Raw genomic sequence first — 14,844 nt, 5'->3', positions numbered from 1 at the left:
GAAGAGGTTCCTGCAATCAGTCGAGACGCATGGGGATGCCATGCTCGGCCATATAGGTCTTGGCTTGTCCGATCGAATAGGTGCCGAAGTGGAAGATGGAAGCGGCAAGCACCGCGGTGGCATGGCCATCACGCACACCTGCCACCAGATCATCAAGCGTTCCGACGCCGCCCGAGGCGATGACGGGGACGCGAACCTGATCGGCAATGCTGCGTGTCAGGCCGATATCGTATCCGCTTTTGGTGCCATCGCGGTCCATCGAGGTGACGAGCAATTCGCCGGCGCCGCGTTCAACCATTTTGACGGCGAATTCCACGGCATCGATCCCGGTCGGCTGGCGTCCGCCATGGGTGAAGATTTCCCAGCGGTCGGCTTCCCCGTCTTTCGAAACCCTCTTGGCGTCGATCGAGACGACTATGCACTGGTTGCCGAACTTGTCGGCGGCCTGCGCGACGAAATCAGGATCCTTCACCGCTGCGGAATTGATCGAGACCTTGTCGGCACCGCAGAGAAGCAGCTTGCGGATGTCAGCGACGGCGCGGACACCGCCGCCGACGGTGAGCGGCATGAAGCAATGGTCGGCGGTGCGCGATACGACGTCGAAAATCGTGTCGCGATTGTCGGACGAAGCGGTGATGTCGAGAAAGCAGAGTTCGTCCGCTCCCGCCGCATCATAGGCCTTCGCCGCCTCGACGGGATCACCGGCGTCGATCAGGTCGACGAAGTTCACGCCCTTGACGACGCGGCCGTCTTTCACATCGAGGCATGGGATAACGCGGGCTTTGAGGGTCATGCGTTTACCTCCTTTGCAGCCTTGATGAGAGCAAGCGCCTCGGCGGGGTCGATGCGCCCGTCATAAAGCGCACGACCTGAAATAGCACCCTCGAGCTTTGCAGCATCGGGCTGCAACATGCGCTTGATGTCCTCGATGGAGGCGAGGCCGCCGGAGGCGATGACCGGGATCGACACGGCATTCGCCAGTTCCAGCGTTGAGGCCCAGTTGATGCCGGCCAGAATGCCGTCGCGATCGATATCGGTGTAGATGATGGCGGCGACGCCGGCGCCTTCGAAACGTTTGGCAAGTTCGATGACGCCGAGTTCGGAGGCTTCCGCCCAGCCTTCCACGGCAACCTTGCCACCCTTGGCGTCGATGCCGACGGCGACCTGACCAGGGAAACGCTTGCAGGCTTCGATAACCAGAACCGGGTCGCGCACCGCCACGGTGCCGAGAATGACACGGGCAAGCCCACGGCTGAGCCACGCTTCGATATGATCGAGCGTGCGGATGCCGCCGCCAAGCTGCACCGGGTTTTTCGTGGCTTTCAGAATGGCGTCGACCGCCTCGCCGTTGACTGTCTGGCCGGCAAAGGCGCCGTTGAGATCAACGACATGCAGCCATTCGAAACCCTGATCCTCGAAGGCCTTGGCCTGTGCTCCGGGGTCTTCGTTATAAACGGTGGCCTGGTCCATATCGCCGAGTTTCAGGCGAACGCACTGGCCGTCTTTAAGGTCGATTGCGGGAAAAAGAATCATGTCAGGGCTTCCAGCGCAGGAAATTGGAAATCAGGGCAAGGCCGAGCGTCTGGCTTTTTTCCGGGTGGAACTGCGCGCCCGCCATATTGTCACGGCCGACGAAAGCCGTCATCGCGCCACCGTAATTGGTGGTGGCGATCACGTCCGCCGGATGTTTTGCCGCCAGATGATAGGAATGCACGAAATAGGCATGCAACCCGTCCGCGCCGGTCTTGATGCCTTCGAATAGCGGGTGGGCATGCCGGATTTCCAGCGTGTTCCAGCCGATCTGCGGAATCTTCAGGCCCGGATCGGACGGCGTCATTTCCACGACGTCGCCTTCGATCCAGCCAAGCCCGGCACTGACGGTCTTTTCCAGACCGCGTGAGGACATCAGCTGCATGCCGACGCAGATGCCGAGGAAGGGATGGGCTTTTTTCTCGACGGCTTCAATGAGCGCCTCATGCATGCCGGGAACGGCATCGAGGCCTGCACGGCAATCGGCATAGGCACCGACACCAGGCAGAACGATGCGGTCCGCCGATGCGACGTGATCCGGCCTGTCGGTCAGGTCGATGGTTGCACTGATGCCTGCTTCACGGGCGGCACGCTCGAAAGCTTTGGTGGCCGAACGCAGATTGCCCGAACCGTAGTCGATGATCGCGACACGCATGTCAGCGCCTTCCATTCAAGTCGAAAAGAAACGATCCGGCGGGATCGTTGACGAAGTTTTTGTCGCCGCTCCTTTGCGGCGCAGGGGTCCATACCGGCTGCGACAGCTGTTCCGTCGTTGCGGTATCGGTGAGGTCGGAGAAATATATTTCCTCTGCACTCGAAAGATCAGGGGCGGAAATGACGGAAGTCATCTTCCAGCCTTTGCCGATCAGGTGCCGGACGAGAAAATTGCGTCCTTCCAGTGCGGTGATGAGGGCAATGGCGAAACCGCACAGAATGCCGGCCGGTTCAAACCCGGGTAACATCGATGCCTGACCGGCCAGAAGGATGGCGACGAAAACAATGGCGGCCGCCAGCCACAACCGGTTCAGGGCGAGCCACAGCCAGGGCGCAATCAGCGCCAGCCAGACGAAACGGTCTGCGATGAAGCGGGTCGTTTTATGATCCCTGTCCGGCCCGTTGGGGGCTTCCAGAACGAGATAGCTTGTCATGGGCTTCCTGACAGCTTTGGCGGTCAGGCCAGCATGCCCTTTGTCGAGGGAACGCGGCCTGCCTGCCGGGGGTCGATCTCGGTTGCCGCGCGAAGAACGCGGGCAACGGCCTTGAAGCATGTTTCGGCGATATGATGGTTGTTGGCGCCGTAATGGTTCAGGATATGCAGGGTGATGCCGGCATTCTGCGCCAGCGCCTGAAAGAACTCACGCACCAGCTCGGTGTCGAAGGTGCCGATCTTCGGTGCGGAGAAATTCACGTTCCAGACCAGGAAGGGACGCCCGGAAATATCGACGGCGGCCTTGGTCATCGTCTCATCCATGGCGAGGTCGAGCGAGGCATAACGGGTAATGCCGCGCCGGTCGCCCAGCGCCTTGGCGATGGCCTGGCCGATGGCGATGCCCGTATCTTCCACGGTGTGGTGGTCATCGATATGCAGGTCGCCCTTGACCTCGATGTCCATGTCGATCAGCGAGTGGCGGCTGAGCTGGTCCAGCATATGGTCGAAAAATCCAACGCCGGTGGAAATTGTCGACTTGCCGGTGCCGTCGATATCCACGCGCACCGAAACCGAGGTTTCGTTGGTCTTGCGGATAATCTCGCCTTTACGTTCTGCCATTTGTGGCCGCTCCGTGAAAATGTTGCCGTTCCTTATCAGCACGGGACACAAATATCCAGTTGTTCCATCGTCTTGCCTGGCTTGCGCAAAACGGTGCACGGCGCCCAAGATTGCAATCGTGAAAAGCAAACTTACATAGAACTCGAGAAGGGCCGGATGCCGGCCCGTTAACAGCAGGCCCGGCAGGGCAGACAGGTGTTTGATGACAACGATTATTACAGTCAGGAAGGGCGGCAAGGTCGTCATGGCTGGCGATGGTCAGGTAAGCCTTGGCCAGACCGTCATGAAGGGCAACGCCCGCAAGGTTCGCCGCATCGGCAAGGGCGAAGTGATTGCCGGTTTTGCCGGTGCGACCGCGGATGCCTTCACGCTGCTCGACCGTCTCGAAAAGAAACTCGAGCAATATCCCGGCCAGTTGATGCGCGCAGCCGTCGAGCTCGCGAAGGATTGGCGCACGGACAAATATCTGCGCAACCTCGAAGCCATGATGCTGGTGGCCGACAAATCCACCACTTTGGCCATCACCGGTAATGGTGACGTGCTGGAGCCGGAACACGGCGCGATCGCCATCGGCTCGGGCGGTAACTACGCCTTTGCGGCTGCCCGCGCGATGATGGACACGGACAAGTCGGCAGAAGACGTGGCGCGCCAGTCGCTCGATATCGCCGCCGATATCTGCGTTTATACCAACCATAACCTCGTCATCGAAACTCTCGACGCCGAGTAAGCATATTCCACCCCATTTCTCACCCAAGGGTCCTGTGGGCCGGGCCAGAAAGGCCGGTCGGAACAGGAAAGCCGAGAGGACAGAATGACCACTTTTTCTCCCCGGGAAATTGTCTCGGAACTCGATCGCCACATCATCGGCCAGCATGATGCGAAACGTGCGGTCGCCATTGCGCTGCGCAACCGCTGGCGCCGCCAGCAGCTCGATGAGAGCCTGCGCGACGAAGTCATGCCGAAAAACATTCTGATGATCGGACCGACCGGTGTCGGCAAGACGGAGATTTCCCGCCGCCTGGCCAAGCTTGCCGGCGCGCCCTTCATCAAGGTCGAGGCGACCAAGTTTACCGAAGTCGGTTATGTCGGCCGCGATGTCGAGCAGATCATCCGCGATCTGGTCGAAATCGGCATCGGTCTCGTGCGTGAAAAGAAGCGTGCCGAGGTTCAGGCAAAGGCCCATGCCAGCGCCGAAGAACGGGTGCTTGACGCACTGGTCGGATCGACGGCGTCGCCCGGCACCCGCGAAAGCTTCCGCAAGAAGCTGCGTGATGGTGAACTGGACGACAAGGAAATCGACATCGAGGTTGCAGACAGCGGATCGGGCATGCCCGGCTTTGAAATTCCCGGCATGCCGGGCGCCAATATCGGCGTTCTTAACCTGTCGGAAATGTTCGGCAAGGCCATGGGCGGACGTACCAAGAAGGTGCGCACCACGGTTTCGAAGTCTTATACCGATCTTGTCCGCGACGAATCCGACAAGCTGCTCGACAATGAAATGATCCAGCGCGAAGCGGTGAAGTCGGTGGAAAATGACGGTATCGTCTTCCTCGACGAGATCGACAAGATCGCTGCCCGTGACGGTGGCATGGGTGCCGGCGTCTCGCGCGAAGGTGTGCAGCGTGATCTTCTGCCGCTTGTCGAGGGCACGACGGTTTCGACGAAATATGGACCGGTGAAAACCGACCACGTGCTCTTCATCGCATCGGGCGCGTTCCATGTGGCAAAGCCTTCCGACCTTCTGCCGGAGCTTCAGGGTCGTCTGCCGATCCGCGTGGAGCTGAAGCCGCTGACGAAGGAGGACTTCCGCCGTATCCTGACGGAGACGGAAGCAAGCCTCATCCGCCAGTACAAGGCGCTGATGGCGACGGAAGAACTCGATCTCGACTTCACTGACGATGCGATAGATGCTTTGGCCGACGTGGCCGTTCATCTCAACTCGTCGGTCGAGAATATCGGTGCGCGCCGCCTGCAGACCGTGATGGAACGTGTTCTGGACGAGATTTCGTTCAATGCACCGGATCGCGGTGGTTCAGCCGTCAAGATCGATCAGGAATATGTGAAAAAACATGTCGGCGATCTTGCTGCCGATACGGATTTGTCGCGCTATATTCTCTGAAGACTCTTCAGATCAAAGAGGTGAGAGTGCGGCCATATTTGCCGCACTCTTTTATTTTATCTGCCTTGTCTCGCATTCAGCCCGCATTTTGTTTATGGAAGGGCTGCATTCCGGTTGGAACCGCTTTGGTGGAATGGTCCGGTTTTCCCGCATATGTCGCCAGGGAAACCGCAGGCTTGAGAAAAGGCATTCGCTCGTGCGCAAAACTCTTCTGGCATTTGCCGCTGCTTTGACGTTCACCGTCGTCTCGTCTTCCTTTGCCGAGGCTGCGACGGTCGTTCCGCCGGGCAATCGCAATGCAGAACAGCCGGGCGTCCCGGGCGCTTCCGCAAAGAGGACCAAGGCGTCCAACACCTCTTTCGAGCGCAAATACCAGAAAGTGATCGACCTCCTGTCCTCCGACAAGGCGCTGATCGGCAAGATCAAGTCGACGGCCGGGCGCTACGGTATCGATCCGATCCATATGATAGGCGCAATCGTTGGTGAGCATACTTATAATGTCGATGCCTATGACCGCCTGCAATCCTATTACGTCAAGGCGGCTTCCTATGCCGGCAACAGCTTCCGTTTCGGCTACAAGGACGAAACCATTGCGCAGTTTCTGACGCATTCGCAATTTTCCAGATGCCAGTCGAAAAAGGACTCCTACAGCCTTTGGAATTGTCGGGAAGACGTCTGGGACGACAGCTTCCGCGGCAAGACGGTGGATGGCGTTGCCTATCCGAACAATCGTTTCAGCGCCGTATTCTTCCAGCCCTTTTATGCAGGACAGACTTTCGGTCTCGGCCAGATCAATCCGCTGACGGCACTGATGCTGTCCGACATGGTGTCGAGAACGTCCGGTTACGAGAAGCTGGACGAGAATGACGCCACAGCCGTTTATACCGCGATCATGGATCCCGACCGTTCGCTGGCCTTCATGGCGGCATCCATCCGTAGATCGATCGATGACTATAAATCCATTGCCGACATGGACATCACCAGAAATCCGGGCGTAACCTCGACGCTTTATAATGTCGGCGGCTCGCAGCAACGTGCGGCGGCGCTCGCCCAGAAAAACCGCCAGCGCGCCGCTGGCGGGGAACAGCCCCTGTTGCCGGAAGAGAATTATTACGGCTGGCTGGTGAATGACCGCCTCAAGGACCTGCAGGCGCTTTTGTAGGAAAAGGCGATTATCTCCTGCATTATTTCCAAAATGGAAATAATATTTGGTTGTCTCCCGCAATTGACGAGCGGCCGCCTCAGCGTCCACTCTGTGCCCTCAAGTTAAAATGGAGGCGCATGTGAGCCGCACGGATAAATTCGGTCTTTCCATCGATAACAGGCTTCATGCCTTTTTGACGGATGAGGTGCTGCCGGGCACGGGCCTGAACAGCGAGGCTTTTTTCGAGGGCTTTTCAGCCATCGTCCACGAGCTTTCCCCGAAAAACCGTGAGCTGCTCGCCAAGCGCGACGCCTTGCAGGAAAAGCTTGATGGCTGGTACCGGCAGAACGGCGCACCGACGGATTTCGATGTGTATGAGGGTTTTCTGAAGGAAATCGGTTATCTGCTGCCGGAAGGCCCCGACTTCAAGGTGGAAACGAGCAACGTCGACCCTGAAATTGCCGCCGTTGCTGGCCCGCAGCTCGTCGTTCCGGTCATGAATGCGCGTTATGCGCTGAATGCTGCGAACGCCCGCTGGGGTTCGCTCTATGATGCGCTTTACGGAACGGATGCCATTTCTGATGCCGACGGAGCGGAAAAGGGCAGGGGCTACAGTCCCAAGCGCGGTGACAAGGTCATTGCCTGGGCGCGGAACTTCCTCAACGAATCGGCCCCGCTCGAAACGGCAGGATGGTCGGATGTGACCGGCTTCGAGATTGTCGGCGGCGTATTGCAGCTTGCAATCGGTGAGGGCACGACGGAACTGAAGGATGCGGCGCAATTCAAGGGCTTTACCGGTGAGGCGGAAAAACCGGCAACCATCCTGCTTGGCAAGAATGGTTTGCACACGGAGATCGTCATCGATCCGTCGACAGAAATCGGCAAGGGCGACAAGGCGGGTATCTCGGATGTCCTTCTCGAATCAGCGCTCACGACCATCATGGATTGCGAGGATTCGGTTGCTGCAGTCGACGCCGAGGACAAGGTGCTGGTTTATGGCAACTGGCTTGGCCTGATGCGCGGCGACCTGACGGAGGAGGTGTCGAAGGGTGGCAAGACCTTCACCCGCAGCCTCAATCCGGATCGTTATTATACGGCCCCCGATGGGTCGGCGCTTACTCTGCCGGGGCGCTCCCTGATGCTGGTGCGCAATGTCGGTCATCTCATGACCAATCCGGCAATCCTCGACAGGGATGGTCGTGAGGTGCCGGAAGGCATCATGGACGGCGTCGTCACCGCGCTGATCGCGCTTTATGATGTTGGCCCGTCCGGGCGGCGTCAGAATTCACGCGCCGGCTCGATGTATGTCGTCAAGCCGAAGATGCACGGGCCGGAGGAGGTCGCCTTCGCCAACGAGATTTTCGCGCGGGTCGAAAATCTGATCGGTATGGCGCCTAACACCATGAAAATGGGCATCATGGATGAGGAGCGCCGCACGACGGTCAACCTCAAGGAAAGCATCCGCGCGGCAAAGGACCGGGTCGTCTTCATCAATACGGGCTTCCTCGACCGCACGGGCGACGAGATCCATACCTCGATGGAAGCGGGTCCGATGATCCGCAAGGGCGACATGAAGCAGGCGGCCTGGATCGCGGCTTACGAGAACTGGAACGTCGATATCGGGCTGGAATGCGGCCTTTCCGGCCATGCGCAGATAGGCAAGGGCATGTGGGCTATGCCGGACCTGATGGCGGCCATGCTGGAACAGAAGATCGCGCATCCGAAGGCCGGCGCCAACACCGCTTGGGTGCCTTCACCGACGGCGGCAACGCTGCACGCCACGCACTATCACAAGGTCGATGTCGCAGCCGTTCAGGAAGGCTTGAAAAGCCGCGGCCGCGCGAAGCTCTCGGATATTCTGTCCGTTCCGGTCGCGACGCGTCCCAACTGGACGCCGGAGGAAATCCAGCGCGAACTCGATAATAATGCGCAGGGTATTCTCGGCTATGTCGTGCGCTGGGTTGATCAGGGCGTTGGTTGCTCCAAGGTGCCTGACATCAACAATGTCGGGCTGATGGAAGACCGCGCCACACTGCGTATCTCCGCGCAGCATATGGCGAACTGGCTGCGCCATGGCGTGGTGACAGAGGGGCAGATCGTTGAGACCATGAAGCGCATGGCGGCGGTGGTCGATGGCCAGAATTCCGGAGATCCGGCCTATCTGCCGATGGCGTCCGACTTTGATGGATCGGTCGCGTTTCAGGCCGCCGTCGAACTGGTGCTGAAGGGTCGGGAGCAGCCGAACGGTTATACCGAACCGGTTCTGCATCGCCGCCGTCTTGAACTGAAGGCGAAGCAGGCGGCCTGACGCCGCCGCAAGTCATTTCCATAAACAAAAAAGCCGCCGGGAATTCCTCGGCGGCTTTTTCTTTGTCTGGTATCGATCTTACTGGATCACGACAACCTTGGAGCTGCGGCCCGGACGGACGCGGCTGTAGAGGTCCATGACGTCCTGGTTGATCATGCGGATGCAGCCGGAAGAGGCGGCAGTGCCGATCGAAGCCCATTCAGGCGAACCATGGATACGGAACAGCGTGTCCTGTCCCTTTTCGTTGAAGAGATACATGGCGCGCGCGCCGAGCGGGTTGGAAAGACCCGGGCCCATGCCCGCCTCGACATATTTCGCGACTTCCGGCTTGCGGTCCGCCATTTCCTTTGGCGGATGCCACATTGGCCATTCCTGCTTCCAGGCGACATAGGCCTCACCGGCCCAGGCGAAACCCGCCTTGCCGACGCCGATGCCGTAACGAACCGCACGGTTACCGGACAGGATATAATAGAGGTAACGGTCACGCGTGTTGACGATGATCGTGCCCGGCCGTTCACTGGTCTGGAACTCGACGATCTGGCGACGGAACTTCTCATTCACGCGATTGATCGGAATGGCCGGCAGCGCATAGCCCGCATCGGTCACGGGGCCGTAAACATCGTTGAAGATCTGGACCGTTTCGACCTTCGCCGGAACCGGGTCGGCGACCGGCACGGACGCCGCGATCTTGCCGGAAGTCGGCGCAGATGATTGGGAAGTGGTTTCGGCGCAGCCGGCCAGAGCCAGTGCTGCCGTCAGACCGAGTGCGGTCAATGGGGTGCGGATGCGCATGTCGTTCTCGCGGAAAATTCGCCAAATTGTGCGAAGGAGTAGGCTTAACAGGATAAATCGGTTATTTTCCATTCAGCCGCTCTTGGCAAGCCGTTGCGCTGCCGCAAGACGGTTGTGCCCTCGAAATTGCCGGTTGATTGCCTTTTTGCAACAATAGGTCAAACGCTTCAGCAGCTTTTATCCATGACTATTCTTTCCGTTACCAACAATAATCCGTTAATCGACGGCCGCCAGTCGGACAAGGCGATGCTTGTACGCCGTGGCGTTCAAGTGCTTCTGCACGAGATGCGCCATTCGGTGCTGCCGGAACTGCCGCTTGCAAGCGGACGCAGGGCGGACCTCATCAGCCTGTCGGTGAAGGGTGAAATCTGGATCATCGAGATCAAATCCTCCATCGAGGATTTTCGGGTCGACCGCAAATGGCCGGAATACCGCCTGCATTGCGACCGGCTGTTTTTCGCGACCCATCCGGAAGTCCCGGTCGAAATCTTCCCGGAGGAATGCGGCTTGATCCTGTCGGATGGATATGGCGCCCATATGCTTCGCGATGCGCCGGAGCACAAATTGCCGCCGGCGACCCGCAAATCGGTGATGCTGGATTTCTCGAGAACCGCTGCAACCCGGCTGATGCTGGCGGAATGGACGACCGGGCGCAGCTTCGGAGAGTAGTTCCGGTTCGGCGCATTTTCCGGGCGCAGAACCGCTTCGCACTTTTACTGGAAATGCTCTACTTCGGCGCGCGTTTCGCCAGAATGCGCTGCAGCGTTCGCCGATGCATGTTGAGCCGGCGGGCTGTTTCCGAAACGTTGCGCTCGCACATTTCATAAACGCGCTGAATATGCTCCCACCGAACCCGGTCCGCCGACATGGGGTTTTCAGGGACTTCGGTCTTCTCGCCCTTGCGCTGCGTCAGCGCATTGAAGACATCGTCCGCATCGGCGGGTTTGGCAAGATAGTCCAGCGCCCCGAGTTTTACCGCGGTAACGGCGGTTGCAATATTGCCGTAGCCGGTCAGGACAACGATCTGCGTATCGTCCCGGTTCTGCCTGATGGCTTCGATGACCTCGAGACCATTGCCATCCGCAAGCCTCAGATCGACGACCGCATATTTGGGCGGTGCCGCCTTGGAGCGCGCAATGCCCTCGCTGACCGTCTCGGCGGTGTCGACGGCAAATCCGCGTGTTTCCATCGCCCGGGCAAGCCGGCGTAGAAACGGGCCGTCGTCATCGACGATCAGCAGTGATCTGTCAGGTCCGATCGGATCTTCGTCGTCCGTCGGCACGCTGGTGGATGGGTTCTGGTCTTCTGTTTTCATGTTTCCGGCCTTCCGGCAACTTCGTCGGCTTTCTTCTTATCGCCGCTTCAACGTGGATGGTAAAGTCAACGGCTTCTTTTATCGTCCATAAGTGCCCGAGGCCAGACGATTGTGACCCGCGCTCCAGTTCCGCTCGAACCGCGATTTCCGAAGGTGACGGCGGCGCCGGACCTTTCCAGCAACGTCTTGGCGATAAAAAGCCCAAGGCCCAGCCCGCCAGCCCGCGTGTCGTTGTGACGTTCGGTCACATAGGGTTCGCCGATGCGCGCAAGCACGTCATGGGCATAACCGGGTCCGTCATCCTCGATGATGACAGTGATGGTCTGCGAATCGTAGTCCACCGTCACGGTTACTTTTTCCCGCGCATAGTCGACACCGTTTTCAATCAGGTTGCCCAGCCCGTAAATGACGCCGGCATTGCGGATGCCGACCGGCTCGTCAGCCCGGTTGTTCTTTTCAACGAGTTCCAGGCGGATGCCGAATTCCCGGTGCGGCGCCACTACCTCCTCGATCAGGGAGGAGAGCGGCAGGCGGCGCATGTGCTCCTCATTGTCGGCGGAAAGCGATGTGAGGCGGCGCAGAATATCGCGGCATCGTTCGCTCTGGCTGCGCAGCAGCGCTATGTCTTCGCCAAATCTTTCATCATTGCCGAATTCCCGCTCCATCTCCTTGGCGACGACACTGATTGTCGCAAGCGGTGTGCCAAGTTCATGCGCTGCTGCTGCTGCAAGCCCATCCAGCTGCGACAGATGTTTTTCCCGCTCCAGCACCAGTTCGGTCGCAGCCAGCGCATCCGCCAGCTGGTTGGCCTCGTGCGAAACGCGATAGGCATAAAAGGCTGCGAAAGAAGTGGTAGCAATGATCGCGACCCAGGTGCCGACATGCAGCAGAAGCTGGATCGGCAGCACCTCGCCGGGATACCAAGGAACCGGAAACGGCGAAAAGGCAATCGCCGTCGAACATATGACGGCAAAGGCGAGAAGAATAAGAGAATGCCGAAGCGGCTGCGAGGCAAAGGCAATGATGACCTGCACGCAGATCAGCGGCGCGAAGGGATTGGAAAGGCCGCCGGTAATATAGATGAGCGCGGTCAATTGCAGCAGATCGAAAGCAAGCAGCAGCGTCGCTTCCCAGGGCTCCAGACGATAGGTGGAGGGAAAACGGGCTGTGAGAAACAGGTTGGCAAGCGCCAGAGCCGCAATCAAAAGGCTGCAAGCGAGAAGCGGCAGGGGGAAATTCAGCCCCAGGGCGACGAACAGGATCGTTGCGGTCTGTCCCGCCACCGCCAGCCAGCGCAGCCATACGATGGTTTGCAGCCTTATCCTGCGGCTGGCGCGGCCAAGCCTTGTGGTTTCGATCGGATGACCAGCCACCTTCGTCTCCTTTACCTTTGTCATCGTCGTCACGTTCCCCGCGGTTTGGCGCGGCTGGTCGGCAATGCCGATGCGGGATCTTCCGGCCATGGATGGCGCGGATAACGCCCGCGCATATCCGCCCGCACGTCCTTCCACGATCCCGCCCAGAAACCGGGAAGATCGCGTGTCGTCTGTATCGGCCTGTGCGCCGGCGAGGTCAATTCCAGAAGCAGCGGCAATCGTCCCTGCGCGATGGCAGGGTGGGCCGTCAGCCCGAAAAGCTCCTGCACGCGAATGGAAAGCGTCGGTTCGCTGGCGTCGTAGCGGATGGGATGCCGCTGGCCCGTCGGTGCTTCGAAATGCGTCGGCGCAAGCCTGCCGAGATCGCGCGCGACCTCATAGGGCACCAAGGATAAAAGTCCCTCGGAGAGGCTGCCGGGCCGGATATCCTGCAGGCTGCGTGCGCCGTGCTGGAAGGGCACGAACCATTCATCCAGTCGCAAAAGCAATGCCGCATCGCTGACGTCCGGCCAAGGCTCTCCGATGCTGGCGCTCAGAAAGCCGATCCTGTCACGCAGCTGAAGGGTCTCTTTCGAAAAAGGAAGAATGCCGATGCCGTATTCCCGAACGCCGTTGGCGAGCGCCTGCGCCGCCTGTTCGTCTTCGGGACGGGGTAGGGGCGTTTCGTCGAGTATGATGGCGCCGAGGCGCGTGACGCGGCGTGCACGCGCCTGGCCGCTCGCCTTGTCGAACAGCAGCTGGTCCTGCTGCACGATAAGATGCGGCATTCGCTCTTCTATATCGGCCCGCTCGATGCCGGCAGCTGAAAGGATGCGCGGCTGCGCCGCCCGCCCGGTGATGTCGGCAACCACCAGCATCCTGCTTGCGGCAAGCCGGTCGGTCTCGGCGAGTTCAGCACCCCGGCCGTTCGCCATCACGTAACGGCCGCGTGCTCCACGCTGAAGCGCAATCCGGTCAGGATAGGCATGCAGCAGCAGGGGACCAGCCTCGCTCGGCAATTCGATTGCTGCCTTCGCACCGCCGATCGTATCGAAAAGCCTCGACGCCAGCTTGCGGGCCGCCTGTGCCCTCTCGTTCTTCTCGGAAAGAAAGCGCCGCAATCGTTCATCGAGATCAATGTCGTTTCCGCCGAGACCCTGTTCGGTCAGCATGACGGCGAGCATCGCCGCCTTTTTTCCCGCACCTTCACCCGTCGCGGCAATCACCATGGCCGCCAGTCGCGGCGGCAATGAGAGGCCGCGCATGAGGTGGCCGCGTTGCGTCAGTGATCCGGCTTCATCGAGTGCGCCGAGATTTTTGAGAAGCGCGATGGATTCCTTCAGCGCCGCTTCGGGAGGGGCGTCCAGAAATGCAAGCGCAGACGGATCGTGAACGCCCCAATGGGCAAGATCAAGCGCCAGGCCGGAAAGGTCGCTCGCCAGAATTTGCGGTGGTGTGAAGGCGTTGAGCGCCGCCATCTGCCCTTGATGCCAAAGACGGACCGCAACGCCGGGCTCCGTTCGCCCAGCGCGGCCCGCCCGCTGATCGGCGGAAGCCCGCGAAACTCGCACAGTCTCCAGCCTCGTTATGCCCGTTGCCGGTTCGAAGACCGGCAGTCGCTGCAACCCGCTGTCGATCACCACGCGCACGCCGTCTATGGTGATCGAGGTTTCGGCGATAGAGGTGGCAAGCACGATCTTGCGCCGTCCGGCCGGTGCCGGCTTGATCGCCGCATCCTGCTCCTTTTGCGAAAGATTGCCGTAAAGCGGGATGATATCCGTATCTGCGGAAAAACGCCCCTCCAGCCGTGCGGCCGTGCGGGTGATTTCCGCTTGCCCCGGCAGGAAGGCGAGGATGGAGCCCGTTTCCGCTGCATGGGCTTCGGTAATCGCCTTTGTGACTTTCTCTTCGACGGGTACACCCTGCCAGCGGTCCTCGTAGCGGATATCGATCGGAAATGTCCGACCCAGGCTCTGAATGACCGGGGCGTCACCCATCAGCGTGCTGATGCGGTCCACATCGAGGGTGGCGGACATGACGAGGATGCGCAGATCATCTCGCAACCCTTCCTGCACGTCGAGCGCAAGCGCCAGTCCGAAATCGCCGTCGAGCGAACGTTCGTGAAACTCGTCGAAAATCACCGTCGAAACGCCGGCAAGTTCCGGGTCGTCAAGAACCATTCGGGCGAACACGCCCTCCGTCACCACTTCAATCCGGGTCCTTGAGGAGATGCGATTGTCGAGCCGCATGCGGTAGCCGACGGTTTCCCCGACATCCTCATGTAGCAGATCGGCCATGCGCCCGGCGGCGGCGCGGGTCGCAAGCCGACGTGGTTCGAGAAGAATGATCTTGCCGTCACCCCGCCATTCCTCTTGCAAGAGATGAAGCGGCACCAGCGTGGTTTTGCCCGCGCCCGGCGGAGCTGAAAGAACCGCACGCTTTGCTCCCCCAAGCGCATCGGCGATATCTGCCAGAACGTCGCTGACGGGAAGTTCGGGCAGATCCGTCTTTAT

General features: G+C 59.8%; 14 protein-coding genes (1 of these 14 cut by a window edge). 5 read left to right on the top strand and 9 right to left on the bottom strand.

Features of this window, described 5'->3' with window-relative positions; genetic code table 11:
- Window positions 1-16: 16 nt before the first annotated feature.
- Genes hisF through hisB form a run of 5 tightly spaced genes read right to left on the bottom strand, consistent with a single transcriptional unit; the run spans window position 17 to window position 3,298 of the window.
- Window positions 17-793, bottom strand: a complete 777-nt coding sequence (gene hisF / locus G3A56_RS11420; RefSeq protein ID WP_035241314.1) for an imidazole glycerol phosphate synthase subunit HisF — start codon at window positions 791-793, stop codon at window positions 17-19.
- Window positions 790-1,533 carry a 1-(5-phosphoribosyl)-5-[(5-phosphoribosylamino)methylideneamino]imidazole-4-carboxamide isomerase gene (hisA, locus tag G3A56_RS11415; protein ID WP_082183324.1) on the bottom strand — a complete coding sequence of 248 codons (744 nt, stop codon included), beginning with the start codon at window positions 1,531-1,533 and terminating at the stop codon, window positions 790-792. Before hisA ends, hisF begins: the two co-directional genes overlap by 4 nt.
- Window position 1,534: 1 nt before the next feature.
- On the bottom strand, window positions 1,535-2,185 hold the full coding sequence (gene hisH, locus G3A56_RS11410; protein WP_082183327.1) for an imidazole glycerol phosphate synthase subunit HisH: 651 nt from the start codon (window positions 2,183-2,185) through the stop codon (window positions 1,535-1,537).
- Window position 2,186: 1 nt separating this feature from the next.
- Window positions 2,187-2,678, bottom strand: a complete 492-nt coding sequence (locus G3A56_RS11405) for a DUF2628 domain-containing protein (protein ID WP_082183329.1) — start codon at window positions 2,676-2,678, stop codon at window positions 2,187-2,189.
- 23 nt (window positions 2,679-2,701) lie between these two features.
- The gene (gene hisB / locus G3A56_RS11400) at window positions 2,702-3,298 is read right to left on the bottom strand and encodes an imidazoleglycerol-phosphate dehydratase HisB (protein WP_082183332.1); all 597 of its coding nucleotides are present in this window, start codon (window positions 3,296-3,298) and stop codon (window positions 2,702-2,704) included.
- Between the two features lie 202 nt (window positions 3,299-3,500).
- On the opposite strand from hisB, the gene hslV reads away from it, so the two are divergent.
- The 4 genes from hslV (at window position 3,501) to G3A56_RS11380 (ending at window position 8,869) form a co-directional block, all read left to right on the top strand.
- A complete protein-coding gene (hslV, locus tag G3A56_RS11395; protein ID WP_003492881.1) occupies window positions 3,501-4,025 on the top strand; it encodes an ATP-dependent protease subunit HslV in 525 nt (174 codons plus the stop codon).
- A gap of 84 nt (window positions 4,026-4,109) precedes the next feature.
- Complete coding sequence (gene hslU, locus G3A56_RS11390) at window positions 4,110-5,417, top strand: ATP-dependent protease ATPase subunit HslU (RefSeq protein WP_082183333.1); 1,308 nt, start codon at window positions 4,110-4,112, stop codon at window positions 5,415-5,417.
- Between the two features lie 196 nt (window positions 5,418-5,613).
- Window positions 5,614-6,579 (top strand): DUF1402 family protein, encoded by a 966-nt coding sequence (locus tag G3A56_RS11385; protein WP_082184551.1) that lies wholly within the window; start codon window positions 5,614-5,616, stop codon window positions 6,577-6,579.
- A gap of 121 nt (window positions 6,580-6,700) precedes the next feature.
- Window positions 6,701-8,869 carry a malate synthase G gene (locus tag G3A56_RS11380; RefSeq protein WP_164056379.1) on the top strand — a complete coding sequence of 723 codons (2,169 nt, stop codon included), beginning with the start codon at window positions 6,701-6,703 and terminating at the stop codon, window positions 8,867-8,869.
- Window positions 8,870-8,947: 78 nt separating this feature from the next.
- Here G3A56_RS11380 and G3A56_RS11375 read toward each other — a convergent pair whose 3' ends face one another.
- The gene (locus tag G3A56_RS11375) at window positions 8,948-9,661 is read right to left on the bottom strand and encodes a L,D-transpeptidase (RefSeq protein WP_003492889.1); all 714 of its coding nucleotides are present in this window, start codon (window positions 9,659-9,661) and stop codon (window positions 8,948-8,950) included.
- Between the two features lie 183 nt (window positions 9,662-9,844).
- Here G3A56_RS11375 and G3A56_RS11370 point away from each other — a divergent pair, with 183 nt between their 5' ends.
- Complete coding sequence (locus tag G3A56_RS11370; RefSeq protein ID WP_035241937.1) at window positions 9,845-10,330, top strand: MmcB family DNA repair protein; 486 nt, start codon at window positions 9,845-9,847, stop codon at window positions 10,328-10,330.
- Between the two features lie 58 nt (window positions 10,331-10,388).
- Here the strand turns inward: G3A56_RS11370 and G3A56_RS11365 are convergent, their stop codons facing one another.
- The 3 genes from G3A56_RS11365 to hrpB all read right to left on the bottom strand — a co-directional run.
- Window positions 10,389-10,976 carry an ActR/PrrA/RegA family redox response regulator transcription factor gene (locus tag G3A56_RS11365; RefSeq protein WP_082183335.1) on the bottom strand — a complete coding sequence of 196 codons (588 nt, stop codon included), beginning with the start codon at window positions 10,974-10,976 and terminating at the stop codon, window positions 10,389-10,391.
- Window positions 10,977-11,041: 65 nt separating this feature from the next.
- Window positions 11,042-12,349, bottom strand: a complete 1,308-nt coding sequence (locus tag G3A56_RS11360) for an ActS/PrrB/RegB family redox-sensitive histidine kinase (RefSeq protein WP_080600209.1) — start codon at window positions 12,347-12,349, stop codon at window positions 11,042-11,044.
- A 29-nt stretch (window positions 12,350-12,378) separates the two neighbouring features.
- Window positions 12,379-14,844, bottom strand: partial view of an ATP-dependent helicase HrpB gene (hrpB, locus tag G3A56_RS11355; RefSeq protein ID WP_082183337.1) — the 3' portion only. The gene runs 21 nt beyond the window's last position; only the last 2,466 of its 2,487 coding nucleotides appear in the window; its start codon lies beyond the right edge, outside the window; its stop codon occupies window positions 12,379-12,381.

It is taken from the genome of Rhizobium oryzihabitans, from assembly GCF_010669145.1.
Classification (GTDB): domain Bacteria; phylum Pseudomonadota; class Alphaproteobacteria; order Rhizobiales; family Rhizobiaceae; genus Agrobacterium; species Agrobacterium oryzihabitans.
Note: the sequence above shows the minus strand (reverse complement) of the source record. Positions and strands in the feature narration are given on the sequence as shown.

Bases quoted from the DNA above. Each gene is read 5' to 3' on its own strand.
- hisF (WP_035241314.1), bottom strand. From the start codon at position 793: ATGACCCTCAAAGCCCGCGTTATCCCATGCCTCGATGTGAAAGACGGC.
- hisA (WP_082183324.1), bottom strand. From the start codon at position 1,533: ATGATTCTTTTTCCCGCAATCGACCTTAAAGACGGCCAGTGCGTTCGC.
- hisH (WP_082183327.1), bottom strand. From the start codon at position 2,185: ATGCGTGTCGCGATCATCGACTACGGTTCGGGCAATCTGCGTTCGGCC.
- G3A56_RS11405 (WP_082183329.1), bottom strand. From the start codon at position 2,678: ATGACAAGCTATCTCGTTCTGGAAGCCCCCAACGGGCCGGACAGGGAT.
- hisB (WP_082183332.1), bottom strand. From the start codon at position 3,298: ATGGCAGAACGTAAAGGCGAGATTATCCGCAAGACCAACGAAACCTCG.
- hslV (WP_003492881.1), top strand. From the start codon at position 3,501: ATGACAACGATTATTACAGTCAGGAAGGGCGGCAAGGTCGTCATGGCT.
- hslU (WP_082183333.1), top strand. From the start codon at position 4,110: ATGACCACTTTTTCTCCCCGGGAAATTGTCTCGGAACTCGATCGCCAC.
- G3A56_RS11375 (WP_003492889.1), bottom strand. From the start codon at position 9,661: ATGCGCATCCGCACCCCATTGACCGCACTCGGTCTGACGGCAGCACTG.
- G3A56_RS11370 (WP_035241937.1), top strand. From the start codon at position 9,845: ATGACTATTCTTTCCGTTACCAACAATAATCCGTTAATCGACGGCCGC.
- G3A56_RS11365 (WP_082183335.1), bottom strand. From the start codon at position 10,976: ATGAAAACAGAAGACCAGAACCCATCCACCAGCGTGCCGACGGACGAC.